Annotated in this window: 24 protein-coding genes, 1 tRNA gene and 2 pseudogenes; 16 read left to right on the top strand and 11 right to left on the bottom strand. The window is 68.7% G+C overall.

Annotated elements, in window-relative coordinates; genetic code table 11:
• Window positions 1-200 precede the first annotated feature (200 nt).
• The 6 genes and pseudogenes from LG395_RS04590 (at window position 201) to LG395_RS04565 (ending at window position 2876) form a co-directional block, all read left to right on the top strand.
• Entirely contained in the window at window positions 201-665 is a 465-nt protein-coding gene (locus tag LG395_RS04590) for a hypothetical protein (protein WP_225808535.1), read from the top strand.
• A gap of 54 nt (window positions 666-719) precedes the next feature.
• Entirely contained in the window at window positions 720-1079 is a 360-nt protein-coding gene (locus tag LG395_RS04585; RefSeq protein ID WP_225808534.1) for a hypothetical protein, read from the top strand.
• A 12-nt stretch (window positions 1080-1091) separates the two neighbouring features.
• Window positions 1092-1361: pseudogene (locus tag LG395_RS04580) on the top strand (transposase); the annotation flags it as partial.
• Window positions 1355-2116 (top strand): annotated as a pseudogene (locus LG395_RS04575) (RHS repeat-associated core domain-containing protein); the annotation flags it as partial. The pseudogenes LG395_RS04580 and LG395_RS04575, both read left to right, overlap by 7 nt.
• Complete coding sequence (locus LG395_RS41890; protein WP_443743007.1) at window positions 2108-2419, top strand: polymorphic toxin type 24 domain-containing protein; 312 nt, start codon at window positions 2108-2110, stop codon at window positions 2417-2419. The pseudogene LG395_RS04575 and the gene LG395_RS41890, both read left to right, overlap by 9 nt.
• A 16-nt stretch (window positions 2420-2435) precedes the next feature.
• On the top strand, window positions 2436-2876 hold the full coding sequence (locus tag LG395_RS04565) for a hypothetical protein (protein WP_225808533.1): 441 nt from the start codon (window positions 2436-2438) through the stop codon (window positions 2874-2876).
• 589 nt (window positions 2877-3465) lie between these two features.
• On the opposite strand, the gene LG395_RS04560 is transcribed toward LG395_RS04565, so the two are convergent.
• On the bottom strand, window positions 3466-3852 hold the full coding sequence (locus LG395_RS04560) for a hypothetical protein (protein ID WP_225808532.1): 387 nt from the start codon (window positions 3850-3852) through the stop codon (window positions 3466-3468).
• 483 nt (window positions 3853-4335) lie between these two features.
• Here LG395_RS04560 and LG395_RS04555 point away from each other — a divergent pair, with 483 nt between their 5' ends.
• Together LG395_RS04555 and LG395_RS04550 are read left to right on the top strand one after the other, a co-directional pair.
• Window positions 4336-5337, top strand: coding sequence for a DUF6236 family protein (locus LG395_RS04555; RefSeq protein WP_225808531.1), 1002 nt, complete (start codon window positions 4336-4338; stop codon window positions 5335-5337).
• Between the two features lie 374 nt (window positions 5338-5711).
• The gene (locus LG395_RS04550) at window positions 5712-6230 is read left to right on the top strand and encodes a YfbM family protein (protein ID WP_225808530.1); all 519 of its coding nucleotides are present in this window, start codon (window positions 5712-5714) and stop codon (window positions 6228-6230) included.
• A gap of 147 nt (window positions 6231-6377) precedes the next feature.
• Here LG395_RS04550 and LG395_RS04545 read toward each other — a convergent pair whose 3' ends face one another.
• Complete coding sequence (locus LG395_RS04545) at window positions 6378-6800, bottom strand: hypothetical protein (protein ID WP_225808529.1); 423 nt, start codon at window positions 6798-6800, stop codon at window positions 6378-6380.
• Window positions 6801-7498: 698 nt separating this feature from the next.
• Between LG395_RS04545 and LG395_RS04540 the strand changes: the two genes are divergently transcribed.
• The gene (locus LG395_RS04540) at window positions 7499-7840 is read left to right on the top strand and encodes a hypothetical protein (protein WP_225808528.1); all 342 of its coding nucleotides are present in this window, start codon (window positions 7499-7501) and stop codon (window positions 7838-7840) included.
• Between the two features lie 328 nt (window positions 7841-8168).
• Here the strand turns inward: LG395_RS04540 and kilB are convergent, their stop codons facing one another.
• Window positions 8169-8633, bottom strand: a complete 465-nt coding sequence (gene kilB / locus LG395_RS04535) for a plasmid transfer protein KilB (RefSeq protein ID WP_225808527.1) — start codon at window positions 8631-8633, stop codon at window positions 8169-8171.
• 136 nt (window positions 8634-8769) lie between these two features.
• Between kilB and LG395_RS04530 the strand changes: the two genes are divergently transcribed.
• Window positions 8770-9804, top strand: coding sequence for a site-specific integrase (locus LG395_RS04530; protein WP_225808526.1), 1035 nt, complete (start codon window positions 8770-8772; stop codon window positions 9802-9804).
• A gap of 95 nt (window positions 9805-9899) precedes the next feature.
• On the opposite strand, the gene LG395_RS04525 is transcribed toward LG395_RS04530, so the two are convergent.
• The 3 genes from LG395_RS04525 to LG395_RS04515 form a co-directional block, all read right to left on the bottom strand.
• A tRNA-Pro gene (locus tag LG395_RS04525) sits at window positions 9900-9973 on the bottom strand.
• A gap of 67 nt (window positions 9974-10040) precedes the next feature.
• A complete protein-coding gene (locus LG395_RS04520; protein WP_308071207.1) occupies window positions 10041-10799 on the bottom strand; it encodes a Pr6Pr family membrane protein in 759 nt (252 codons plus the stop codon).
• Window positions 10800-11027: 228 nt separating this feature from the next.
• Window positions 11028-11954 (bottom strand): metallophosphoesterase, encoded by a 927-nt coding sequence (locus LG395_RS04515; RefSeq protein ID WP_225808525.1) that lies wholly within the window; start codon window positions 11952-11954, stop codon window positions 11028-11030.
• Window positions 11955-12047: 93 nt separating this feature from the next.
• On the opposite strand from LG395_RS04515, the gene LG395_RS04510 reads away from it, so the two are divergent.
• Window positions 12048-12515 (top strand): GatB/YqeY domain-containing protein, encoded by a 468-nt coding sequence (locus LG395_RS04510; RefSeq protein ID WP_171154181.1) that lies wholly within the window; start codon window positions 12048-12050, stop codon window positions 12513-12515.
• Window positions 12516-12717: 202 nt separating this feature from the next.
• Here LG395_RS04510 and LG395_RS04505 read toward each other — a convergent pair whose 3' ends face one another.
• Entirely contained in the window at window positions 12718-15063 is a 2346-nt protein-coding gene (locus LG395_RS04505) for a transglycosylase domain-containing protein (RefSeq protein ID WP_171154179.1), read from the bottom strand.
• A gap of 491 nt (window positions 15064-15554) precedes the next feature.
• Here LG395_RS04505 and wblA point away from each other — a divergent pair, with 491 nt between their 5' ends.
• Window positions 15555-15893 (top strand): transcriptional regulator WblA, encoded by a 339-nt coding sequence (gene wblA / locus LG395_RS04500; RefSeq protein WP_018547931.1) that lies wholly within the window; start codon window positions 15555-15557, stop codon window positions 15891-15893.
• Between the two features lie 247 nt (window positions 15894-16140).
• Here wblA and bagB read toward each other — a convergent pair whose 3' ends face one another.
• Together bagB and bagA are read right to left on the bottom strand one after the other, a co-directional pair.
• Complete coding sequence (gene bagB, locus LG395_RS04495) at window positions 16141-17463, bottom strand: ATPase BagB (RefSeq protein ID WP_225808524.1); 1323 nt, start codon at window positions 17461-17463, stop codon at window positions 16141-16143.
• Window positions 17460-18437: an ATPase BagA gene (gene bagA, locus LG395_RS04490; protein ID WP_171154175.1), complete on the bottom strand. Its 978-nt coding sequence runs from the start codon at window positions 18435-18437 to the stop codon at window positions 17460-17462. Before bagA ends, bagB begins: the two co-directional genes overlap by 4 nt.
• Window positions 18438-18544: 107 nt before the next feature.
• Here bagA and sp36 point away from each other — a divergent pair, with 107 nt between their 5' ends.
• The 4 genes from sp36 to LG395_RS04470 all read left to right on the top strand — a co-directional run bounded on the left by sp36 (window position 18545) and on the right by LG395_RS04470 (window position 21037).
• Window positions 18545-18715 carry a Sp36 family protein gene (gene sp36 / locus LG395_RS04485; protein ID WP_014674017.1) on the top strand — a complete coding sequence of 57 codons (171 nt, stop codon included), beginning with the start codon at window positions 18545-18547 and terminating at the stop codon, window positions 18713-18715.
• Complete coding sequence (locus LG395_RS04480) at window positions 18712-19176, top strand: RidA family protein (RefSeq protein WP_014674018.1); 465 nt, start codon at window positions 18712-18714, stop codon at window positions 19174-19176. Before sp36 ends, LG395_RS04480 begins: the two co-directional genes overlap by 4 nt.
• Window positions 19177-19244: 68 nt before the next feature.
• Complete coding sequence (locus LG395_RS04475; RefSeq protein WP_225808523.1) at window positions 19245-20186, top strand: NUDIX hydrolase; 942 nt, start codon at window positions 19245-19247, stop codon at window positions 20184-20186.
• Window positions 20183-21037: an MBL fold metallo-hydrolase gene (locus LG395_RS04470; protein ID WP_171154171.1), complete on the top strand. Its 855-nt coding sequence runs from the start codon at window positions 20183-20185 to the stop codon at window positions 21035-21037. Before LG395_RS04475 ends, LG395_RS04470 begins: the two co-directional genes overlap by 4 nt.
• 44 nt (window positions 21038-21081) lie before the next feature.
• Here LG395_RS04470 and LG395_RS04465 read toward each other — a convergent pair whose 3' ends face one another.
• Window positions 21082-21903 carry a nucleotidyltransferase domain-containing protein gene (locus LG395_RS04465; protein ID WP_225808522.1) on the bottom strand — a complete coding sequence of 274 codons (822 nt, stop codon included), beginning with the start codon at window positions 21901-21903 and terminating at the stop codon, window positions 21082-21084.
• A 63-nt stretch (window positions 21904-21966) separates the two neighbouring features.
• A complete protein-coding gene (locus tag LG395_RS04460) occupies window positions 21967-22641 on the bottom strand; it encodes a Crp/Fnr family transcriptional regulator (RefSeq protein WP_014674022.1) in 675 nt (224 codons plus the stop codon).
• Between the last annotated feature and the right edge of the window lie 331 nt (window positions 22642-22972).

The following is a 22972-nucleotide window of genomic DNA, read 5'->3' as shown; positions in this document are numbered from 1 at the left end:
ACAGTGCTCGACACGCCGGAAGCCACGGGGCCGTGCTCACTCGCGCCGAAGCCGTTCCAGTCCACGGCCGCAAGCACTCCTAGGCGCCCCAGCTGCTGTTGCGGCTGTCGGGGCGGCGGGATGTGAACCCACGGCCTCTTCGTCCCCGATGAGGTGCGGTTGGTGAGCCGTCGCCCTCCCCTCTCACAGGAAGGTTGTCCATGAAATTCGTCAAGGCGGACTGGGATCCCGAGCTGCACGGATTCCGTCTGGATGCGCACGCCTACCTGGCCGAGCTGCCGCGTTTGCGCGCGGCCCTGCCTCCCGGCGCGCGATCTTTCGCGACCGACCCCGGGCACTATGACATCGCGGGCGCCATCCGCTGTGTGAAGGATCTGGAACTCGCCGGGATTCACCTGGCCACCGACAAGAGCGGGGGGCTGGTCCTGGACTTCGCACCCAACAAGTTCAAGCACGATTCCGGCCTGCGCATCAGCTACTCGGGCGTCACGCATTTCTCCATCGACTATGAACACTCCATCGACTGGATGAGCGTCGACACCGTGCTCCTCGACGAGATCCTTCCCGAGGAGGACGGTGGTTGCCTGCACGAGATCGCGCTCACCGACGCGTCGATCACCGTTCGGTCTGCGGATCTGCAGGCAGTGTGGGAGGACGCCGGCTGAGGAGTGGCCGTCCGTCAAGTGACGTTGATGGCCTCAGCATCGACCCGACGAGCCATGATCACTGTGCAGTTCACCGTACGGACCGGCCAGGGCGACGCCGGCGGTTTCGACATGGGCGACATGGCCGTCACCGGGGACTTCGGCACGGCCGACTCGGCCGGCCATGACCCCGATCAGGGGATGATGATCTACCTCTCGATCGTCCAGTTGAAGGACAGCCTGGGTGCGTTTCTCCGGGACAACGCCCGGATGCTGAGCTTCACCGGTGCCGACACATCCTTCGGCCTTGTGGTGCGACGGACCAATGACGGCCTGTCGGTTGCCGGCAAGAACGGCTTAGAGCTCCTAACAGAATCCGGTTGGAGCGTGTCCTCCGGCTGGGTGACTCGGTTGCTTGTGTGTGAGGACGCGTGATCCCCACCCTGGCTGGTCGATGATGAGTTGTGGTCGCGGATCGAGCCGTTGCTGCCTGTCCGGCAGCGTCGGCATCGGCACCCCGGCCGGAATACGCTGGATGACCGCAAGGTGCTATGCGGCATCCTCTTCGTCCTCTACATGGGCATCCGATGGGAGTGGCTGCCAGCCGAGCTGGGCTTCGGCTCAGGCATGACCTGCTGGCGCAGGCTGCGGGACTGGAACAACGCCGGAGTTTGGCAACGCCTGCACGAGGTGCTGTTGTCCGAACTGCGGGCCGCTTGGTCCGCTCGGCCGGCCGCACCTCGTACGCCCATGACGCGCACGGTCGTCTGATCCGCAGGACCCGCAGACTGCTGAACGGCCAGAGCCACACGTGGACCTACGAGTGGAACGCCGAGGACCGGCTGACGGAGGTGGTGGGTCCGGACGGAGACCGCTGGCGCTACGCCTATGACCCGCTCGGCCGCCGCGTCTCCAAGCACCGAGTGTCGAAGAACGGCACGGATACCGACCGCACGGAGTTCACCTGGGAGGACTCGGCCCTGGCCGAGCGGACTCTTTCGGACGGACGGGTAACCACCTGGGACTACGCACCGGGCACCCACCGCCCGGTGGCCCAGACCGATCACCTGCCGCAAGGCGCACCGGACAACACCTCGTTCCTGGCCCGACTGGCGAATGAGTCGGATCCTGGACACAGGCTCCAACTGCATGCGGTGGTCACGGACGGCGTCGGCACCCCCATGGAACTGGTCTCCGACGCAGGAGAGCTCGTCTGGCAGCACCGCACCACTCTCTGGGGCACCGATTTCCGGACCCCTGAGCCCTCCACCGGCTCGGTCGACTGCCCGCTGCGCTTCCCGGGTCAGTACGCCGACCACGAGACCGGGCTGCACTACAACCTCCATCGTTACTACGACCCGGAAACGGCCCGGTACATCAGCCCGGACCCGCTGGGCCTCGCGCCCTCCAGCAATCCCCACGCCTACGTGGTCAACGCCTTGGGCTGGACGGACCCGTGGGGCTTGGCTCCCAAGTGCGGAATCGACTTGTCCAGCGCCACTCCGCACAGCGGCCGTTTCCCTAACTCCGCGAAACCGAACGAGATTCTCGTGCGCCGGAAGCAAGACGGGAGCGTGACGGCCTACGCTGTGTACGACGATCAAGGGCTGCCCATCAAACGTGTCGACGTCGACCCGGACTCCAAGCCGCATGGTGGTGTCCCGGTGCCCCACGTGCTGGAGACCACCAGGAACGTGAACCCGAAGACCGGACAGACGTTCCTCACATGGAAGAAGATGCCCAGGCCAGCTCGTCCCGACGAGCTCCCTCAGTGAGTGCGAAGGACGGATGATGGACCCGCTGCGAGTTCGGGATGTGCGGGAGTGGACGCAGGCGGTAGGCAGCGACGCCGACTACCTCGACTACCTGTCGCAGCAGGTGGGACTGGGCGAGTGGGCCGCGTTCACCCGCGTGTTCATGCCCCGGTTCGTGGAAGTGGAAGGGTGCGTCCTGTGGGACCGCGTCTACGAGCCCGGCAACTTCCGTATCTGGCACGAGCGGCTGCGGGGGGACGCTACATCGATCGAGGCCACGCTGAATCAGTTCCCTCTCGCGCTCTACATCGACGTAGCGGAGGATCCCGACTCCGAGGCCGCGGCCCAAGTTCTGGCCGAGGAGATCGCGTGTTCCTGGGACAGGTGTCTGCGCGACGCCTTCCCGGACCGCTCGTTCCGGGTTGTCGCGAGCGGCACGGAGGACGGCCCGGTCGTCAGCTTCACGACGGTCCGCTGACGCAGCGGGACCACCGCCGCGGAAGGCTGCGAACGAAGTGCGTCACGCCTGTCCTGGGCGAGGGGGTTCGCCATGGAACCCGCAGCCGGCCGGGGCCCGTCCGCCGCCGACATAACTGGCGGGCTGGTCCTGGGCGCGCTCTGTCGCCGGAGCCCTCCCGCTGTGGACGGCGACTGCGTGTACGAAGTCGCCCCCCGGATGCGTCGTTCACCGTCCGGTTCGCGGATTTGCACGCCGCGTGGGAGGACACCAGCCGAGCATTCCGCTCGGGACCACGTCTTCCTCAACGGCGGTCGGATGGCGGGGCGGGGGCACCAAGACCCGGGAATCCCGGCGCACGCTCGCTCTGCCGGCGCAATGCGCGGACGCTCTTAGGTTGGATCCAGTAACTGCCTGATCTGCTACTTCGGCTGTCGGGGTGGCGGGATTTGAACCCACGACCTCTTCGTCCCGAAGCAAGTTGGGCGGAGGCTCGACCTGCGGCGTGTGCGCCCTTCACCTGCGGCGATGGTCCGCGGGCGTCCGTACTTGTCCGCCGCTGTCTGCCAGCGTTGTCACGCAGTTAGACACGCACGCGGTGGCGACCGCTTCAGTCCTCTCCAGGCGGGATGAGGCGATCGGCGCTCTCAGCGTCGTCAACGTGTCCGTCCGCGTCGACGGTAATCGGGGTGGCACGCCCCATGGCGGTGACCAGCCATGCGAGCACCTGCTCGGTCAGCGGCCCGTTACCGGGTCCCTCGTCCTCCCAGTACGCGCGCCAGCCGCCTCCGGGTATGGCTGCCACTACCTGGTCGGCGCGCTCCAGGTGGGAGAAGTCTGAGTAGTCCGTTACCGGGAGGCGGGTGCCGTGCTTGGGGTCGACCACGAGGGCAACGCCTGTCGCCTCGTCCCAGGCGTCCACGTCCATGGTCCGAGCGATCATCGTCTCTGTGCCGGTGAAGATCGCGAGCCAACCTGTCCCGTTGAAGTAATGCATGCGGTCATCGTCCATGACGGCGGCTAGCATGACCGGCCACAGTTTCGTTGCTGGTGGGATCTCAGCTTGGGAAGCTCGGGCCTCCTGTGGATGGTCGTTGGCTGACCTGCTGCTCAGCGGCTGAGTGACCTGGTGGGCCGTCTTCCTGTTACTCGCCATTCCCCGTGGTTCCCTGCACGACCTGGCACGATTCTGGCATGACCTCTTCATCCCGAACTCTGGCTGAAGGGGTAGGTGGGCTGATCGGGAGGCCACCTGTGTGAATTGGCGGTCGGCTGCGGCCGAGGTGGTTGCTGTACTCCGCTGCTGTACTGCAGCCCTCAGATAAGTTGTTCAGCTGGTCGTACTCGGCAGCCTCGAACGTGGCTCGTAGATGACTGCGGGTGGATGTTGCTGGCTGCCAATTGCGCAGTCAGATCACGTCTCGTAGTGGCGGCACTGAGAGTCCACTAGGGTGGATCACCCTGTTGGAAGGGGAACCCGATGCCTACGCTGCTCTACTACCCTCTGGTCAGACCGCCTCAGGAGGTCCTGCACCAAGCGTTGTTGTACTGGGATGACGTGGCGTCCGTGGTGCCGATGGATCCAGAGGTGTACGAGGATGCAGTCTCGGATGAGCTGAAGGACCTCAGGGAACGAGGGCTCTACCATCCTATCGTCCTCGGTACTCAATACCGCCAGCCACTCGACGACATGCTTCATCGTGAAGTCTTGACCCGGGAATTATGCGAGCTTGCTGCCGGGCCGCCGAGTCCTCAGGTTTCTGTCATGGATGCCTTTCTCTTCCGCTCGAAGCTCGGACACTTTCTGGAGGAAGAGATCATCCGCCTAGGTCTGGGGCGAAGGCTTGAGAGCTCGGAGAGGTGGCGTGGCGCCAGCCTGGCCGTGTCTAGTGAGGTGCGCCTCCTATTACTCGGCACACTGGCGCAGGAAGTGGCTGTTACGACTGACACTCGCGCCTACACGCCGTACACCGATCAACGATCCGCCCATGAGACGTCGCTTCGGCCGATGGCTCCTGGCTTCGGTGTAACAGCCTGGCGAGTTGAGCTTGGCCGCCTGCTGCCCATGCCAGCACCGGGCACCCCCACATCAGAGATCCTGGCTTTTCGTGACAGGTATGCCGACGAGCGGGAACGCTTGATGGGTGCCACTCAGACCATGCTCAGCGATTTGCGCCGCGAATGGGAGCATCCGGCCGACGTGCTGGAACGCATGCGAGTGGCGCTTAAACAGGCGCGCGAAGACTACCAGGCGGCTGCCCGAGCAAGCCGTATGGCCTGGGTGCAGAGGTCCATCTCGGTTACGGTCGGAGTGGCTACGGCTGCTGTGGGTGCGTTGGTTGTCCCAGATCTCGCCTGGGTAGCCAGCATAGCGGGCAGCATCGGGTTCAATATCGCAACCCGTGAGGTCCGTCCGCTGTTCCGCGCGAGGAATGGGCACCCGTTCAGTTATCTGCACCAGGTTGATCGCGAGCTGGCGTAATGATAACTGCCGTCGGTGTTGCACGTGTGGTATGGCACCTGAAACAGCAAAGGCTGACTCGGGAGGAACTTCTTTGAGGTGGCCCTTCTCGCTGTGCCTCTGGCACTATTCGAACCTGCGACACCCGCTTTAGGAGTTCGATCCGATCCCGTTCCAGCTGCTGTCGACGGCTGGTGCGAGGGCCAGACAGAGATGCTGGTGTACGTCCCCGTCCGGCGTCGTTGATGTCAGCAGTGGATGTCGGAAGCCTATCGACCAGGTTGGAACCGGAACCGCGGCTCAGATGAACGCGTTCCTGAACGGGGCTGAATGAGACGGAAACTGAGACGGTCTGCTCGCCCACCGCTGTCAGAGGTCTCGTCTAGTCTCCGGCCATGAGCATGATAGGTGAGTATCTGCGCGTTACGGCTGCTGAGCTCGACCGGGCGATTCGGGACCCTGACTGGGCGCTGGATTTCGCCGAAGAGGTTCAGGACGCCGAGGAGGAGTCAGAGCCTGCGCCGACCGAAGCGCGTCATTTCAGCACGTCCAAGACCTGGGACATGCTGGGCTTCTTCTTGACGCGTGCCGACTTCCCGGTGGACGTCATCCATGGTGAGGAGTCGTTTGCCGAGGATGAGGACTGGGGTTACGGACCACCGAGGTACCTGCGCTCGGAGCGGGTGGGTCTTGCAGCGCGGGCGCTGCGTGCCACCACGTATGACCAGCTCGTTAGCGGCGTGAATCCGGCCGACCTGACCAAGGCTGATGTGTATCCTCTGGCTGCTGCGTATCCCCTCGGATGGGATGAACCTGGTGCGCTTGAGTGGGGGCGTCACTGGTACGACGGCCTGACGCAGTTCTTCGAGGCTGCTGCGGCGGCGGATGACGCCATGCTCGTGTGGCTCGACTGATCGCCTCTGCCTGTCGCGACGCATCGGACGACGTGGCCATGCCAAACAGTTGGTGAGCGATCTTGAAAACCGTCGTGGCGCGAGTCACCGTGGGTTCAAATCCCACACCCACCGCCAGCACAAACGGCCCCTGACCAGGCAGATCGGTCAGGGGCCGTCGAGTTGAGCTGCGCCCGCTCTTCTCCGCGGTTCCCCGTGGTTTCCCGCTCGATCGGGCACGGAGGGGGCACGGACATCTTCGTCCCGAAGCAAAGCGAAGGCGTCTGCTGTTCGGGGAGCCAGCGATCCGCTCTGCCAGGAATCGGTGATGTCGGTCCAGCCGTGGAGGTAGGCGCTGCGCGCGCCGTGCTCTGCTGCTTGGTCGTAAAAGAGGGTGAACTTGTAGACCCTGCCGTCTTCGGAGATGACTTGCCCGTCCTCGTGGTCGGGGCCCTCCTGCAAGAGGTCGACGACGATCGTTCGGCCCGGATCGAGTCCCTGGCCCGTCAGGAGTTCCCGCAACCGCCTCCACAGGTCGTAGTCGCTGGTCCTCAGGAGGTCGGTGTACTGAACGACGATGCTTGACACCATGAGCCCATGATCGGTTCGGCAGCTGGTGAAGGGAAGCGGGCCGATGAGGTCAAGGCCGGCGGTAAGCCCTCAGCTTGGGAAGCGGGCATGCGGCGTTAGGCTGTTCGGATGGCGGATCAGGGTCGGTTAGTCCGGTGTGCTAGATGCGCGGCCCAGTGGAAGGTGTGGGGGCCCGGTCTTCATTTCTGCCGGCGATGTGGACTCATGGTTGGTGCAACCGAGCGGCCGCAGCGTCCGGGAAGGACGCCGAAAGACTGGTTGGGAGCAGCCATCTTGCTCACGGTCGCCGTGGTGATCGTCGTGCTCCTCGGAGGCAAGTATTGAGGCCACGGTCGGGCTACGGGCCCGGCCGAGCGTGGCCGTCCCCGAGCTTGAAAACCTCGTGACAGCGACTTCAGGGTGGGTTCACCCTCCCGCCTCCGTGCTGAGAACGTTGGGAACGGCCCCCGACCTGTCGAGTAGGCCGGGGGCCGTTCTCATGCATGGCTGCCGTGACTGCCCGGTGTTCCCCGTGGCTCCCCGCTCCATCGGGCAGGGCTGAGGCACGGGCAACTTCTGATCCGTAGCTCTACAGAGATCGGTCAGCGACGGTCATACAGGTCGCGCATCGGCCCCAGGGGGACGCTACGGGCCGGGGCCGGTTGCTGTGGTTGCTGTATCCGGCTGCTGTACAGCAGGATCCTGGTGGGGGTGGCGGCATGGAGCGGGAACTACTCGAACGGCTACTGGTTGGCAACGACGAGGCGTCCGTGGCCGCTCTGGCTGCGCTCCGCTGCGGCGGTTCCTACGTGGTTTGGGAGGGGACTACGCCTGCTGAGCCGCTCGCCCTTATCTATGGACGTCGGCTACGGCACACACGCCGCCGGGGCATCGAGACCACGAACCTGACACGCGCCGTGGAGTTGCTCGGTCGGCAACAGCAGCCGGTTCGCCTGGGGGAGATCAGGGCTGCCGATGGCTCATGGACGTTCATGCTGTTTCTGACCGAAGACGGCAGCAGGCTGATCGCGTGCACCGGCGTGCGGCGGACCCACGTCTGAACCTCAGCCGACGAAAGTCAGCGACGACGGCGGGGGCGTCGAACGATCAGGCGCGCGTATGTCTCGCCGTACCCCCACCGGGCTCAGCCACACTACTGATGCCGTCGACCAGAGCAAGCCGCGGCGGCCGGCACGTGACCACCGCGGCGTGCCCTCAGCTTGGGAAGCAGCGAGCATCGCGGGCCTGTCGTCGGCGCTGACCTGCTTGAACGGCAGGTTCGTAACCTCTGCGGGCTCGACTGCTTTCACCGTGATTCCCCGCTGCTCCCCGCTCGATCTGGTGCACTTGTGGTGCGGTTACCTACGAACCGGCGCGTCTGCACGTGCCTTAAAGGTGTTGCTTGGCTGCCCTGACCAGTCGGCTGATGTCGTCACGGGTCCGTACCCTGGCAACGTCGAGTTCTGTTCTGCTGTCCGTCTTGGACAGCGTCGTAACGTCTGCGAGCAAGTCCTCCGCGGCCTGGCTCAGAGTCACGTCATCGGTGAGCATCTGTGCCCGGAACAGTGCTTCTTGAGCGTTGGAGCGCAGGTCGTAGGCGCGGATCCGTACCGTGTCGGGGTCCTCCGGTGGTGGCTGTTCGTGCTCGCAAAACCATAGGTGAACGAGGCAGCGGCGGTAGTTGACCAATGCGCCGGCGTAAGCGGAGTAGGCATCGAGTCGTTCCTGCCGGAGCTTCTCTTGGCGGGTGAACTGGTGGCTCCTGTCGGCGGTGCGCTGCTGGAACGCCAGGGTGATCCCCGAACCAAGCAGCGTCCCTAGGACGGCTATGCCGCTGGCGATGATGGTCTCCACCACCCAAGCTGATCACGCATCGAGGGTCCTCCGTTGGGCGTTGCCCAACCCCGATGCCAACACGCTTTCCAACTGTCTGAGGAGTTGGGTCTCCTACCTGCGACTATCGGCGTCTGGCGCGTGCAGTGCGCCTGACTTGTGGTCCGATCTGGCGCGCAAGGAAGTGCTGCGGGACCACGAAGACGGTCTCGCCATCGCGCCCACCAACTACACGGTCAAGGACGCCGTGACGGACTGGCTGGAGTACGGGTTGGCGGGCCTCGACCTCCGCACCGTTGAGACCGTCACGCTTCTGAGTCAGAAGCACGTGATTCCGTCGCTCGGCGCGCGAAAGCTTCGCGATCTGAGCGCGGAGGACGTAGATCGCTGGCTGGCCACCAAAGCGAAGACGCTCAGCACGCGCACGCTCCAGGGAATCCACTCCTGCCTCAACCGCGCGGTCAAGCGGGCCATGGCGCGGGACAAGGTGAAGCGGAATGTCGTCGAGTTGTGCTCAGTGCCGCAGGGGCAGGCCGGGCGCCCGTCCAAGGCGCTCACTTTCGCCCAGGCTGAGGCCGTACTCAAGGGCGCCGAAGGGACTTCGATGTACGCGTACATCGTCGTCGCGCTTCTGACCGGTGCCCGCACGGAAGAACTGCGGGCCCTCACCTGGGACCACGTCTTCCTGAAGGGCCGCCGGGATCTGGACCCGCCGCAGCCTCCGCACATCGCCGTCTGGCGCTCGGTACGGCGGAGCGGAGACACCAAGACCAAGAAGTCCCGGCGCACGCTCGCTCTGCCGGCGCGCTGCGTCGAGGCCCTTTGGCAGCAGTTCGAAGATCAGGGCTGGGATCGGCTCGCAGCTGAGGACAAGTGGGAGGAACACGGTCTTGTCTTCTCGTCGGCCGTGGGCAAGCCTCTCGACGCTGCCAATGTCCGCCGTGCCTTCCGCCAGGCGCTCAGGGGCATCGACGGGATCAACGCCGACGAGTGGACTCCGAGGGAGCTACGGCACAGCTTCGTATCCCTGCTCTCCGACCGGGGAGTCCCGCTGGAAGAGATCTCCCGGCTCGTCGGCCACTCCGGGACCGCCGTGACGGAGGAGGTCTACCGGAAGCAGATCCGGCCCGTGATCCAGACCGGTGCGGTGGTCATGGACGGGATCTTCGGCGCCGACCCGCGACGCTCGTAGACACTCGGAAATCGATAGTCACGCAGATAGACACGCAGCAAAGCCAGAGGGCCCTCACCGAAACGGTAAGGGCCCTCTGACCTGCTACTTGGCTGTCGGGGTGGCGGGATTTGAACCCACGACCTCTTCGTCCCGAACGAAGCGCGCTGCCAAGCTGCGCTACACCCCGGTGTCGCTGCTTCCCGCGGCGACGACGTTTACTTTAGCCCACTGGTGGCTGTAGACGAAATCCGGTTTCAGGCGGGGTGGCGGACCGGGGTGGGGCGGGCGTGGTCCAAGGCGACCAGGAGGACGGCCAGGGCGTAGATCGCGAGGCCGATGAGGAGGGCGTTGGCCAGGGTGCCGCGGTAGCCGTGGGTCGCGACGTCCAGGAACGGATAGAGGTACCGGGACGGGCCGGCCGGCGGCAGGAACGCGGGCCTGGTGAGGGAGAAGACCAGGTAGGCCAGGGGGTAGAGGAGCCAGGCCGCGGTCTGGCGCAGGTGCAGGCGGGCCGCGGGGGTCAGCAGGAGCCAGTCCAGCAGGGCCGCCACCGGGACCACGAGGTGGAGGACCTGGAGCGCTGCCCACTGGGCGTGCCAGCGCTCCGGGGGTGACGTCGCCCCGGTCATGGAGAACGGGGGCGTCGTGTGGGCCAGGAGCAGGTGGTAGACCAGGGCCGAGGTCAGGACGTAGAGGAGCGTGGCGCCTGTCACGGCCGACGGGAGCGCGCGGCGGGCCCGCCAGGCTCTCGACGCGGACAGGAGCATCACCACGGTCAGCAGGATGCCGGCCTGGACGCTGAAGTAGCTCAGGATGTCGGCCGGGGTGCCGAGCAGCAGTTCCAGCGCGACGCCGCCGGCCGCCGCCACGGCGGTGACCAGGCGGAACACCGCGGCCCGGGGGCGGCGGACCGGGGCCACCACCGCCGTGGCCGGGACCGGGGCGGGCAGCAGCAGGGGCGGGGCCGGGACCGCGGGCAGGTCCGGGATCTCCCTGGGTATCGGGGCGGTCATGCCCTCACGCTAGGAGCGGGGGAGGGGGGCGGCCATGCGGACTCGTCCGTATGGGGGAGGGCGGGGGAAGGCGCGGGGGAGGGGGTGAGGGGGTGGGCCGTGTGAGGGGCGCGTTCGTGTGGGCGCGGGCCCGCTCCGGGCGCCTGTCGCTCGGTCCCCCGGCCTTGTCCCTCCCTATTACTCCTTGCTCCTCGGCCCCTGACCGCAGCAGCCTGACCCCTTGGCTCCCTACTCCCTCCCCACCAACGTCAGCAGCGTCGCCTCCGGTGGGCAGGCGAAGCGGACCGGGGTGTAGCGGCTGGTGCCGCAGCCCGCCGAGACGTGGAGGTAGGAGGTGTGGCCCTCCGCCGTGTGCGTGGAGAGGCCCTTCACGCGGTCCGTGTCCAGGTCGCAGTTGGTGACCAGGGCGCCGTAGAAGGGGATGCACAGCTGGCCGCCGTGGGTGTGGCCGGCCAGGATCAGGGGGTAGGCGTCCGCCGTGAACGCGTCCAGGACCCGCAGGTACGGCGCGTGGACCACGCCGAGCGAGAAGTCGTAGGAGCCGGACGGGCCGCCGGCCACCTGGGCGTAGCGGTCACGCTTGATGTGCGGGTCGTCCAGGCCCGTCAGCTCGATCGAGACGCCCTCGACCTTCAGGACGCCCCGCGTGTTCGTCAGGTTCAGCCAGCCGGCCTCGTCGAAGCCGTCCCGCAGGTCCTGCCACGGATTGTGGATCGCGCCGACCACCGGCGGGTTGCCGTTCAGGCCGTGCCGGCCGCTCGTCTTCTCCAGCAGGTAGCGGGCGGGGTTGCGGGGCCGGGGGCCGTAGTAGTCGTTGGAGCCGAAGACGTACGCGCCCGGGAACTCCATCAGCGGGCCCAGGGCGTCCAGGACCTCGGGGACGCCCTCGGGGTCCGACAGGTTGTCGCCCGTGTTGATCACGAAGTCGGGGCGCAATCCGGCCAGCGACTGCAGCCAGCGCTGCTTCTTGCGCTGCCCGCTCACCATGTGGATGTCGGAGACCTGCAGCACGCGCAGCGGGCGCATGCCCGGGGGCAGGACGGGGACGGTGACCCGTCGGAGGCGGAAGGAACGGGCCTCGAAGCCCGCCGCATAGACCAGGCCGGCGGCGCCGGCCGCCACGATTCCCAGGGGGATTCCGTATCGCGCGCGCATGTGCCCATCGTGTCAGACGCGTTGGTCACGGTGAGACCGGCCGCCCGGTAAATCGGCGGGCGTGCCGGGCGGTGCACCTGCGACAATCGGGCCATGACCACCACGCTCAAGTCGAAGCTGCACGACGACCTCAATGCCGCGATCAAGGAGCGCGACGAGCTCCGCTCCTCGACCCTGCGGCTGACGCTCGCCGCGATCACCAAGGAGGAGGTCGCGGGGAAGGAGAAGCGTGAGCTCTCCGACGACGAGGTGGTGAAGGTGATCACCCGTGAGGCCAAGAAGCGCCGTGAGGCCGCCGAGGCCTTCGCGCAGGGCGGCCGTGCGGCGCAGGCCGAGCGGGAGAAGGCGGAGGGCGAGGTGCTGGCCGGGTACCTGCCCAAGCAGCTGTCCGACGAGGAGCTGAACACGATCGTCGCCGAGGCCGTGGAGGAGGCGAAGGCGGCCGGTGCCGAGGGGCCGCGGGCCATGGGCGCCGTCATGAAGATCGTGAACCCGAAGGTGGCCGGCCAGGCCGAGGGCGGGCGGGTCGCCGCCGCGGTGAAGAAGCTCCTTCAGGGCTGAGTGACCGACTCGTACGTCAGGGCAGTACGGCCTCGGGGCAGTACGGCTTCGGGGCAGTACGGCCTCGGGTCAGTACGGCTTCAGGGCGGTACCGCTTCAGGCAGTCCGGCTTCAGGCAGTCCGGCTTCAGGTAGTACGGCGTACGACAGCGGGGCCGCACCCGGGCGACGGGTGCGGCCCCGCTGACGTGGGGTGACGGCGGCTACCTCCGTCCGCCCGCGCCTCCGTGGCCGTGTCCGTTGTTCCCGCCGTTCACCTGGCCCTGGATGAAGTTGCCGGGGAGGGAGATCGTGGGGGTCGGGAACGTGCCGCCGAGGGTGCCGCCGGTCGCGTCACCCGTGGTGCCGTGCGTCGCTCCCCCGTCCGTCGGGCCGCCGATCAGTCCGCCGATCAGCCGTCCCGTCGTGGCCCGGTTGTTGTCGTCCTCCGTCCCCCCGTCGCCTTTTCCCGGATCATCACCCTCGTGGGTGTCGTCGGGGATGTCGACCAGGTGGAAGTCCTCGACGGGCTTGCCCTCCAGCGCGCCGCTCATCATGTCGCGCCAGATCGGGCCCGGGACCTCACCGCCGTAGACCTTGTCGTGCGGGACGCCGCCGATGGTGATGTTGGTCATCTTCCGCTTGTGCTGGGGGTCGCCGACCCAGACCGCGCCCGCCATGTTCGGGGTGTAGCCGACGAACCAGGCCGCGAAGCGCTCGTCCGTCGTACCGGTCTTGCCCGCGCTCGGGCGGCTGCCGAGACCGGCCTCCTGGCCCGTGCCGTCCTCGACCACGCCCTTCAGGAGGGTGCTGACCGTGTCGGCGGTCTGCTCCGACATCGCCCGCGAGCAGGTCGACTTCGGCACCGGCAGGGACTTCCGCTCGCTGCCGACCTTCTTGGTGACCGACTCGATGGCGACGGGGGTGCAGTACATCCCGCGCGACGCGAAGGTGGCGTAGGCGTTCGCCATCGTCAGCGGGGACATCTCCTGGGTGCCGAGCGCGATGGAGGGGGCCTGCTGGATCTGGCGTCCGTCCGCGCGCTGCACGCCCATCTTCTTGGCCATGTCGATGACCGGGCAGATGCCGATGTCGCTGATCAGCTGCACGTAGTAGGTGTTGACCGACTTGGCGGTCGCCTCCTTCATGGCGTACGGACCGTGCTCGGACTCGTTCTCGTTGGTCAGCTTGGTGGGCTTGTTCGGGTCGTCGTGCCAGGTCTTGCCGTCGCACGCGGAGACCGGGCTCGGGTACGTCATCTCGTACGGCGAGGAGTACTCCTGCGTCGGGGGCTTGCCGCCCTCGACGGCCGCCGCGGCGACGATCGGCTTGAACGTGGAGCCGGGCTGGTAGCCGGCGCCGCCGCCCATGTCCCCGTTGACGGACAGGTTGATCGTCGTCTCGTCGTCCTTGACGTTGACGCCGTACGGGCGGGACTGGCCCATGGCGAGGATCTTGCCGGTGCCGGGCTCGACGATGGTCGCGGCGGTCGCCACGGCGTCGCTCTTGTAGACGTGGTCCTTGATGGACGCCTGCGCGGACCGCTGGGCCTGCGGGTCGAGCGTCGTACGGATCGTCAGGCCGCCCCGGTTCCAGAGCTTGGCCCGGGCCTCCTTGGTCTTGCCGAAGACCGGGTCGGTGAGGACGACCTGGCGGACGTAGTCACAGAAGAAGCCGGCGCCCTTCGCCGCGGTGATGCAGCCGTTCTTGGGGCGGCTGGTGTGCAGGCCGAGCGGCTTCTCCTTGGCCTGGTCGGCCTCCTTCTGGGAGATGTCGCCGAGCTCCGCCATGCGCTGCAGGACGGTGTTGCGCCGCTTGGTGGCCTCCGCTTCGTCGTTCACCGGGTCGTAGCGGCTCGGGGACTGCACGATGCCGGCCAGCAGGGCCGACTCCTGGAGGTTGAGGTCCTTGGCGTGCTTGGAGAAGTAGCGCTGGGAGGCGGCCTCGACGCCGTAGGCCTGCTCGCCGAAGAAGGTGATGTTCAGGTAGTTCTCGAGGATCTTCTTCTTGCCGAGCTTGTCCTCGATCTGGATCGCGTACTTCAGCTCGCGGATCTTGCGGCCCAGGGTCTGCTGGGTGGCCTCGGCGACCTTCGTCGGGTCGTCGCCGGCCTCCTCGATGAAGTAGTTCTTCACCAGCTGCTGGGTGAGCGTGGAGGCGCCCTGGGCGACCCCGCCCTCCTGCGCGTTCTTGTTCAGGGCGCGCAGGACGCCCTTGAGGTCGACGGCGCCGTGCTGGTAGAAGCGCGAGTCCTCGATCGCGACGATCGCCTTCTGCATGTACGGCGAGATGTCCTTCAGGTCGACCACCGTACGGTCGCGGGAGTAGACGGTCGCGATCTGTTTGCCCTGGTTGTCCAGGATCGTCGTGCGCTGGCTCAGCTGGGGGCTCTTCAGGTTGGCCGGGATCTCGTCGAAGCCCTGGACCGAGCCCTTGGCCGCGAGGCCGAGCGCGCCGGCAGCGGGCAGCGCGATGCCCGCCATCACGGCTCCGGCGAGCACACTGACACCGAGGAACTTGGCGGCCTGCTGCATGGGCGACAGACCGCCGCCCGGGCGCTTCTTTGGCATGGGGGCAGCCTAATCCGTACTGTTGAGCGTTCCGAAGGAGCGACCGCATCACGGCACGGCAAAGCGCGGGGGGCCGGCGTTCCCATTCGCCGGACACGCGCCCAGGCCTTGGCCTAAGCTGCTCTCAACTGTCACAGCTGAGCGGTCACGTAGCTATACGTCCGGCGAACCCGAATCGTTCCGGACGTGGCCCGGACTTCCCAGGGACGGCTCGTTCCCTGAGAAGGGCGAGCCCGATTCCGCCTCGTGTGTCACCTGGCGCCCGATGTGACGCACCACCACTGTCCCGCTTTGTCGGGATGGTCGCGCATGTCGCCAGCTCACTCCCGCGGGTGATCTGCCGCTTACCCATAGTCCGTTCGGGCCATTCAAGATTGGGCCCGCAGGGGGTGTTGCGCTGTCCCCACCTTCCGTAACGTCCTCAACTGGCGGCGGTGAATATGCCGCTGCCGCCGTGGGGGAGCCTCGATTCGGGAGAGGACGGCGCCGGTATGGGCTGGGTAACCGACTGGAGTGCGCAGGCTGCCTGCCGCACTACCGATCCGGATGAACTGTTCGTTCAGGGAGCAGCGCAGAACAGGGCCAAGGCGGTGTGCACCGGATGCCCGGTACGCACGGAGTGCCTGGCGGATGCGCTGGACAACCGCGTCGAGTTCGGCGTGTGGGGAGGCATGACGGAGCGTGAGCGCCGCGCACTGCTGCGCCGCCGGCCCACCGTGACCTCCTGGCGGAGACTGCTGGAGACCGCCCGCTCGGAGTACGAGCGGGGCGCGGGCATCGTGCCCCTCGACAACGACGAGGTGTACGAGAACTACGCGGCGGTGAGCTGAGGGCATCCGTCCTGCGAGGGGCGCATGGTCCTGCGGCGGGTACACGCCCCCTGGGCAGCAGCCGTCGCCTGCGTCTTCCGCGTGCGTGTTCCGCGTGTGCGCGGGGCCTGGCGCGTGGGACGGCGCGTGACCACCGTTCCTGTGGTCTGCCGCGGCCTGTGACGGGCGGCATCCAGTGGTGAGCGGCGTCCTGGTCTGCCGCGTCCTGTGGTCCGGCCACGTGCCCCCTGGTTCGTGTGCGTTCGGCTTACGTGTCTTCCGGCCGCCCCGCCGCCAGGCGGTCACCGATGTCGCGCAGGCCCGCGAGGTCGTGGACGTCACCGGGCAGCGCCGGTACCTCCGCCACCGCCACCTCGGGGTGACGGGCGGTGAAGCGGTCACGCGTGCGCTGCTCACGCGAGAGCAGCTGCATGCGGTCGGCGTGCAGCCTCAGCAGTCCCGCGGTGAGCCGGTCGACAGAGCGCTCCGTGTCGGCGGGGGAGCCTTCCTCGGAAGCGGCGGCTGCGGGAGTTCGTGAACTGCCGTATGTGTCGGGAGAGTTACGAAGTCCAGCTTTCCCGTCCCCCTGATCGACAATGCGGGCGTCCTCAAGATTTTCCGCGGCGGCGAGGGCCCGCTCGGCCGACAGTCCGCCGGCGCCGCTGCCATGGACCCGGTTGAGCACCAGGCCCATCAGCGGCATGTCCTCCGCGGCCAGCCGCTGCACGAAGTACGCGGCCTCGCGCAGGGCGTCCCGCTCCGGCGCCGCCACCACCAGGAACGCCGTGCCGGGCGCCTGGAGCAGCTTGTAGGTGGCGTCCGCGCGCGTACGGAAGCCACCGAAGGTGGTGTCCATCGCGGCCACGAACGTCTGCACGTCCTTCAGCAGCTGACCGCCCAGCAGCTTGCCCAGCGTGCCGGTCATCATCGACATGCCGACGTTGAGGAAGGCCATCCCCGCGCGCCCGCCCAGCTTGGCGGGGGCGGTCAGCAGCCGGATGAGCCGGCCGTCGAGGAAGGAGCCGAGCCGCTTGGGCGCGTCCAGGAAGTCCAGCGCCGAGCGGGAGGGCGGGGTGTCGACCACGATCAGGTCCCACTCCTCCTTGGCCCGCAGCTGGCCCAGCTTCTCCATCGCCATGTACTCCTGCGTGCCCGCGAAGCCCGCCGAGAGCGACTGGTAGAAGGGGTTCGCCAGGATCGCGGCGGCCCGCTCCCGGTCCGCGTGCGCCTCCACGACCTCGTCGAAGGTGCGCTTCATGTCGAGCATCATGGCGTGCAGCTCGCCGTCGCCCTCCGTGCCCTTCACCCTGCGCGGCACGTTGTCGAGGGAGTCGATGCCCATCGACTGGGCCAGCCGCTTGGCCGGGTCGATGGTCAGCACGACCACCTTGCGGCCCCGCTCGGCCGCGCGGAGACCGAGGGCGGCCGCGGTCGTCGTCTTGCCGACCCCGCCGGCGCCGCAGCACACCACGATCCGCGTCCGTGGGTCGTCGAGCAGCGGGTCGACGTCCAGCACGCGCGCGGAGAGCCGCGAGCGTGCCGCGTCCTGGTGGGGGGCGGCGTCCTGTGCCTCGGCCGGGTCCGCACTCATGACAACCCCTGCTTCCGCAGCTCGGTGGCGAGTTCGTACAGGCCCGCGAGGTCCATGCCCTCGGCGAGCAGCGGCAGTTCGTGCAGCGGCAGGCCCAGCTCGCCGAGGACCGCGCGCTGCTCCTGCTCCAGCGCGTACCGCTCGGCGTACTCGGCGGCCTGCTCCAGCAGCGGGTCCACCAGCTTCTCGGCGTTCCCGCCGCGCCGGGCCCCGCCGAGACCGGCCGCCGAGAGCGCCTGCGCGACCGATGAACGCTCCACGGTCCGTACGAGTTCCAGATCGGCCGCGTCCAACACCTCCGGCCGGACCATGTTCACGATGACCCGGCCCACCGGCAGCCGTGCCGCGCGGAGCTCGGCGATGCCGTCGGCGGTCTCCTGGACCGGCATCTCCTCCAGCAGGGTCACCAGGTGCACGGCCGTCTCCGGTGACTTCAGCACCCGCATCACGGCCTGCGCCTGATTGTGTATCGGGCCGATCTTCGCGAGGCCCGCCACCTCGTCGTTCACGTTCAGGAAGCGGGTGATGCGGCCGGTCGGCGGGGCGTCCATGACGACGTAGTCGTAGGCGAACCTGCCCGACCTGTCCTTGCGGCGCACCGCCTCGCACGCCTTGCCGGTCAGCAGGACGTCCCTGAGACCGGGCGCGATGGTGGTGGCGAAATCGATCGCGCCCAGCTTCTTCAGCGCCCGGCCCGCGCCGCCGAGCTTGTAGAACATCTGGAGATAGTCCAAAAGGGCCAGTTCCGGATCGATGGCGAGGGCGTACACCTCGCCGCCGCCCGGAGCGACCGCGATCTTCCGCTCCTCGTACGGAAGCGCTTCCGTCTCGAAGAGCTGCGCGATGCCCTGCCGGCCCTCGACCTCCACGAGAAGCGTCCGCTTCCCCTCGGTCGCGAGGGCCAGCGCGAGTGCGGCGGCGACCGTCGTCTTTCCGGTCCCGCCCTTGCCGCTGACGACCTGGAGCCTGCTCACATCTTCGAGACTAACCAGTCCGGGCGACACTCACGCGGCAGGCTGTGGACAACGGGGGCCGTGGTGGGCCGCCGGACCCCCCGGTCACAGCGGCTACAGTCGCCCCCATGACCAAGAAGTGGGAATACCAGACCGTGCCGCTGCTGATCCACGCCACGAAGCAGATCCTGGACAGCTGGGGCGACCAGGGCTACGAACTCGTCCAGGTCGTGCCCGGGCCCAACCCGGAGTCGCTCGTGGCGTACCTGAAGCGGGAGAAGCCGGAGGCGGACGCGTGAGCGCGGTCGAGGCCAAGCTGGCAGAACTGGGTCTGACCCTGCCGGACGTCGTACCGCCGCTGGCCGCGTACCAGCCGGCCGTGCGGTCGGGCGTGTACGTCTACACCGCCGGCCAGCTGCCGATGGTGGAGGGCAAGCTGCCGGTCACCGGCAAGGTGGGCGCCGAGGTCACGGCGGAGGAGGCCAAGGAGCTGGCCCGCACCTGCGCGCTGAACGCGCTCGCCGCCGTGAAGTCCGTCGTCGGCGACCTGGACCGCATCGCGCGCGTGGTGAAGGTCGTCGGCTTCGTCGCGTCGGCGGCCGACTTCACCGGTCAGCCCGGCGTCGTCAACGGCGCCAGCGAACTGCTCGGTGAGGTGCTCGGGGAGAAGGGCGTGCACGCCCGCAGCGCGGTCGGCGTCGCGGTGCTGCCGCTGGACGCGCCCGTCGAGGTGGAGATCCAGGTCGAGCTGGACCGGTAGACCCCCGGCAGGCCCGCTGACCTCGGGTACCTCTCGAACATTCGCCCTACACGGGATAGCCTCCGGCCATGGCGAACGGTCAGTGGTACCCCCCGGAGTGGCCCGACCGCATCCGCGCGCTCGCGGACGGCACCCTCACCCCGGTGACCCCGAGGCGCGCGGCCACGGTGCTGCTCCTGAAGGACACCCCGGACGGGCCGGTCGTCCACATGCTGCGCAGACGCGCCTCCATGGCCTTCGCCGGAGGCGCGTACGCGTATCCCGGCGGCGGTGTCGACCCGCGGGACGACGACCGGCAGATCCGCTGGGCGGGCCCCACGCGCGCGTGGTGGGCCGAACGGCTCGGCGTCGACCCGGCGGGCGCCCAGGCGATCGTCTGCGCGGCCGTACGGGAGACCTACGAGGAGGCCGGTGTGCTGCTCGCCGGCCCCGACCCGGACTCGGTCGTCGGCGACACCACCGGCGACGACTGGGAGGCCGACCGCGCCGCCCTGGTCGCGCGCGAGCTGTCCTTCGCCGAGTTCCTCGAACGGCGCGGCCTGGTGCTGCGCTCGGACCTGCTGGGCGCCTGGACCCGGTGGATCACCCCGGAGTTCGAGGCCCGCCGCTACGACACCTGGTTCTTCGTGGCCGCCCTCCCCGAGGGGCAGCGCACCCGGAACGCCTCCACGGAGGCCGACCGCACGGTGTGGATCCGCCCCGAGGAGGCCGCCGCCGGGTACGACAAGGGCGAGCTGCTGATGATGCCGCCCACCGTCGCCACGCTGCGCCAGCTTCTCCCGTACCGCACCGCCGCCGAGGCCCTGGCAGCCGCCCCCGCGCGCGACATGACCCCGGTGCTCGCCCGGGCCCGCCTTGAGGACGGCGAGATCGTCCTCTCCTGGCCCGGACACGACGAGTTCACCAAGCACGTCCCGACCGCCCCGACGCCCGCTGGGACACCCGTTGCGGCCTCAGCCGAGACGACCGTACCGACGGCCGCCGACACGACCGGTGGAGGCCCCGCATGACCGACGCAGCAGCCCTGCCGGGCCGGCCCCGGGGCGGAGTGCTCTCGGGCCCGGCCACCGAACGGGCCGTCAACGTGCTGGCGCCCAACCCCTCGGCGATGACCCTGGACGGCACCAACACCTGGATCGTCGCCGAGCCCGGCTCCGACCTGGCCGTGGTGATCGATCCGGGGCCGCTGGACGACGGCCACCTGCGCAACGTCGTGGACACGGCCGCGAAGGCGGGCAAGCGCATAGCCCTCACCCTGCTCACCCACGGCCATCCCGACCACGCCGAGGGCGCCGCCCGCTTCGCCGAACTGACCGCCACGCGCGTGCGTGCCCTCGATCCGGGCCTGCGGCTGGGCGACGAGGGTCTGGCCGCCGGAGACGTCATCACCGTCGGCGGCCTGGAGCTGCGGGTCGTACCGACCCCCGGGCACACCGCTGACTCGCTGTCCTTCCACCTCCCGGCCGACCGGGCGGTGCTGACCGGCGACACCGTTCTCGGGCGGGGCACGACGGTCGTAGCCCACCCCGACGGCCGGCTCGGCGACTATCTGGACTCCCTGCGCCGCCTGCGGTCCCTGACCGTGGACGACGGCGTGCACACCGTCCTGCCGGGCCACGGGCCGGTCCTCGACGACGCCCAGGGGGCCGTCGAGTTCTACCTCGCCCACCGCGCCCACCGGCTCGCCCAGGTGGAGACGGCGGTCGAGGACGGCTACCGGACCCCGGCCCAGGTCGTCGCCCATGTGTACGCCGACGTCGACCGCTCGCTGTGGCCGGCGGCGGAGCTGTCGGTCCGGGCCCAGCTGGACTACCTCGGCGAGCACGGGCTGATCCAGGCCGGGAACGACATGCCCCAGTAGGCCCTGTCGCCTGGATCATGCCGGGCCGATCCGGACTAAGGACCCTAGTCCGGCCGCGGGGCCTTCACGCCGTGCACGCGCGTGTACTCCGCCGCGAGCCAGGGGCCCAGGTCGTCGACGTACGACCGCAGGACGTCCGGGTCGCCGACCGGTTCGCGGCCGTGGCCGGCCGCCCTACGCACCTGTGCGGCCCGCCCCGGGTAGTAGGCGCCGAACACGCCGGCCATCTCGCGCAGGTCGCTGGTCCAGCCCTGCCAGCGGGGCATGACGAGCGTGAAGGCGGTGCGGACCAGATGCCGGGACATGAAGCGCACGAGCGGCCGGCGGGCCTCCTCGGTGTCCCGCGCCCCCGCGATCCGCTCGCGCCAGCGCGGCAGGAGCCGGGCGAGGTCGCCGTTGGTCTCGCGGGCCAGCAGGGAGTCGGGGCGGTAGCGGGGCAGGTGCGCGGCGAGGTCGTCGCCGCGCAGCGGCGTGCACAGGCAGGCGACGAACCACCCCATGTCGTGGCGTTCCAGGTCGCTCAGCAGCCGCTCCCGGCCGTACAGCAGCGTGCCGACGCCGTCGATCTGCGGGAACTCCCGGTCGACCGCCTCGCCGAGGACGCGCAGGGCGTCCCGGTCGGCGTCGGTCGGCTCCGCCCGCAGCGCGACCAGGAGGTCGAGGTCGCTGCGCCCCACGCGCGCGGTGCCGCGCGGGACCGACCCGAACAGGTAGGCGCTGTGCAGGCGTGTGCCGAGGGCGGCCGGCAGCCGGTCGCGGACGGCGGCCACGACCGGGCGGAAGGCGGGCTGCACGCGCGCTAGGGAGCCTTCGCGGACGAAGCGGCCCTGGGCGTCGACGCCACCGGGGGCGGGGAGCACGGTCATGGACCTACTCTGCCGTCCGCCCGCGTCCGGGGCAGCCGGGTTTTCCGGCGGCCGGGCCCCGCGTCAGCGCGACCGCTTCGCCAGCCTCTCCACGTCCAGCAGGATCACGGCCCGCGCCTCCAGGCGGAGCCAGCCGCGCTGGGCGAAGTCCGCCAGTGCCTTGTTCACGGTCTCGCGGGAGGCGCCGACCAGCTGGGCCAGCTCCTCCTGGGTGAGGTCGTGGACGACGTGGATGCCCTCCTCGGACTGCACGCCGAAGCGGCGGGAGAGGTCCAGCAGGGCGCGCGCCACGCGGCCGGGGACGTCCGAGAAGACCAGGTCGGACATGGCGTCGTTGGTCTTGCGCAGGCGGCGTGCGACGGCGCGCAGCAGGGCGCCGGCGACCTCGGGCCGGGCGTTCAGCCAGGGCTGGAGGTCGCCGTGGCCGAGGCCGAGCAGCTTGACCTCGGTCAGCGCGGTCGCGGTGGCCGTGCGGGGGCCCGGGTCGAACAGCGACAGCTCGCCGATCAGCTCGCCGGGGCCGACGACGGCGAGCATGTTCTCGCGGCCGTCGGGGGAGGTCCGGTGCAGCTTGACCTTGCCCTCGGTGACGACGTACAGCCGGTCCCCCGGGTCACCCTCGTGGAACAGGGAGTCGCCGCGTGCGAGGGTCACCTCACTCATGGAGGCGCGAAGCTCCGCGGCCTGCTCGTCGTCGAGAGCCGCGAAGAGCGGGTTGCGCCGCAGAACGTCGTCCACGAGTTCTCTCCTTGTCGACCTGCTCAGGGGATCTTGCTCCCCCGTGTGTCAGGGGACCGTGTTCCCCATTTTGCCGGACGGTCCGAACAGTGTGATCTGTCACAAGGATGCCGCACAGGTGTCCCGGGGTAAGCGTCAGGGGTCCGATCGGGGGCCGCTCAGCGGGCTTCGGCGCGGATGTCGGTGCCGGGCTTTAGGCTGGCCGGGTGTCCAAATCGCCGGTGAGAGCACAGGGCAAGGGGGCTGGGCGGGTGGTTGCGCGTCATGATTCCGCTGTGGGCGAACAGGATCCCGGTGGAAGTAATAAAACAGGCAAATCGGCTAAAAAGGC

Source organism: Streptomyces spinosus (assembly GCF_020400655.1).
GTDB lineage: Bacteria > Actinomycetota > Actinomycetes > Streptomycetales > Streptomycetaceae > Streptomyces > Streptomyces argyrophylli.
The sequence above is the reverse complement of the archived record's forward strand: the minus strand, read 5'-3'. Positions and strand labels throughout refer to the sequence as shown.

Excerpts from the sequence above, each read along its gene's own strand:
- LG395_RS04590 (WP_225808535.1), top strand. The coding sequence starts at position 201 with ATGAAATTCGTCAAGGCGGACTGGGATCCCGAGCTGCACGGATTCCGT.
- LG395_RS04585 (WP_225808534.1), top strand. The coding sequence starts at position 720 with ATGATCACTGTGCAGTTCACCGTACGGACCGGCCAGGGCGACGCCGGC.
- LG395_RS04565 (WP_225808533.1), top strand. The coding sequence starts at position 2,436 with ATGGACCCGCTGCGAGTTCGGGATGTGCGGGAGTGGACGCAGGCGGTA.
- LG395_RS04560 (WP_225808532.1), bottom strand. The coding sequence starts at position 3,852 with ATGCATTACTTCAACGGGACAGGTTGGCTCGCGATCTTCACCGGCACA.
- LG395_RS04555 (WP_225808531.1), top strand. The coding sequence starts at position 4,336 with ATGCCTACGCTGCTCTACTACCCTCTGGTCAGACCGCCTCAGGAGGTC.
- LG395_RS04550 (WP_225808530.1), top strand. The coding sequence starts at position 5,712 with ATGAGCATGATAGGTGAGTATCTGCGCGTTACGGCTGCTGAGCTCGAC.
- LG395_RS04545 (WP_225808529.1), bottom strand. The coding sequence starts at position 6,800 with ATGGTGTCAAGCATCGTCGTTCAGTACACCGACCTCCTGAGGACCAGC.
- LG395_RS04540 (WP_225808528.1), top strand. The coding sequence starts at position 7,499 with ATGGAGCGGGAACTACTCGAACGGCTACTGGTTGGCAACGACGAGGCG.
- LG395_RS04520 (WP_308071207.1), bottom strand. The coding sequence starts at position 10,799 with ATGACCGCCCCGATACCCAGGGAGATCCCGGACCTGCCCGCGGTCCCG.
- LG395_RS04515 (WP_225808525.1), bottom strand. The coding sequence starts at position 11,954 with ATGCGCGCGCGATACGGAATCCCCCTGGGAATCGTGGCGGCCGGCGCC.
- LG395_RS04510 (WP_171154181.1), top strand. The coding sequence starts at position 12,048 with ATGACCACCACGCTCAAGTCGAAGCTGCACGACGACCTCAATGCCGCG.
- LG395_RS04505 (WP_171154179.1), bottom strand. The coding sequence starts at position 15,063 with ATGCCAAAGAAGCGCCCGGGCGGCGGTCTGTCGCCCATGCAGCAGGCC.
- wblA (WP_018547931.1), top strand. The coding sequence starts at position 15,555 with ATGGGCTGGGTAACCGACTGGAGTGCGCAGGCTGCCTGCCGCACTACC.
- bagB (WP_225808524.1), bottom strand. The coding sequence starts at position 17,463 with ATGAGTGCGGACCCGGCCGAGGCACAGGACGCCGCCCCCCACCAGGAC.
- sp36 (WP_014674017.1), top strand. The coding sequence starts at position 18,545 with ATGACCAAGAAGTGGGAATACCAGACCGTGCCGCTGCTGATCCACGCC.
- LG395_RS04475 (WP_225808523.1), top strand. The coding sequence starts at position 19,245 with ATGGCGAACGGTCAGTGGTACCCCCCGGAGTGGCCCGACCGCATCCGC.
- LG395_RS04470 (WP_171154171.1), top strand. The coding sequence starts at position 20,183 with ATGACCGACGCAGCAGCCCTGCCGGGCCGGCCCCGGGGCGGAGTGCTC.
- LG395_RS04465 (WP_225808522.1), bottom strand. The coding sequence starts at position 21,903 with ATGACCGTGCTCCCCGCCCCCGGTGGCGTCGACGCCCAGGGCCGCTTC.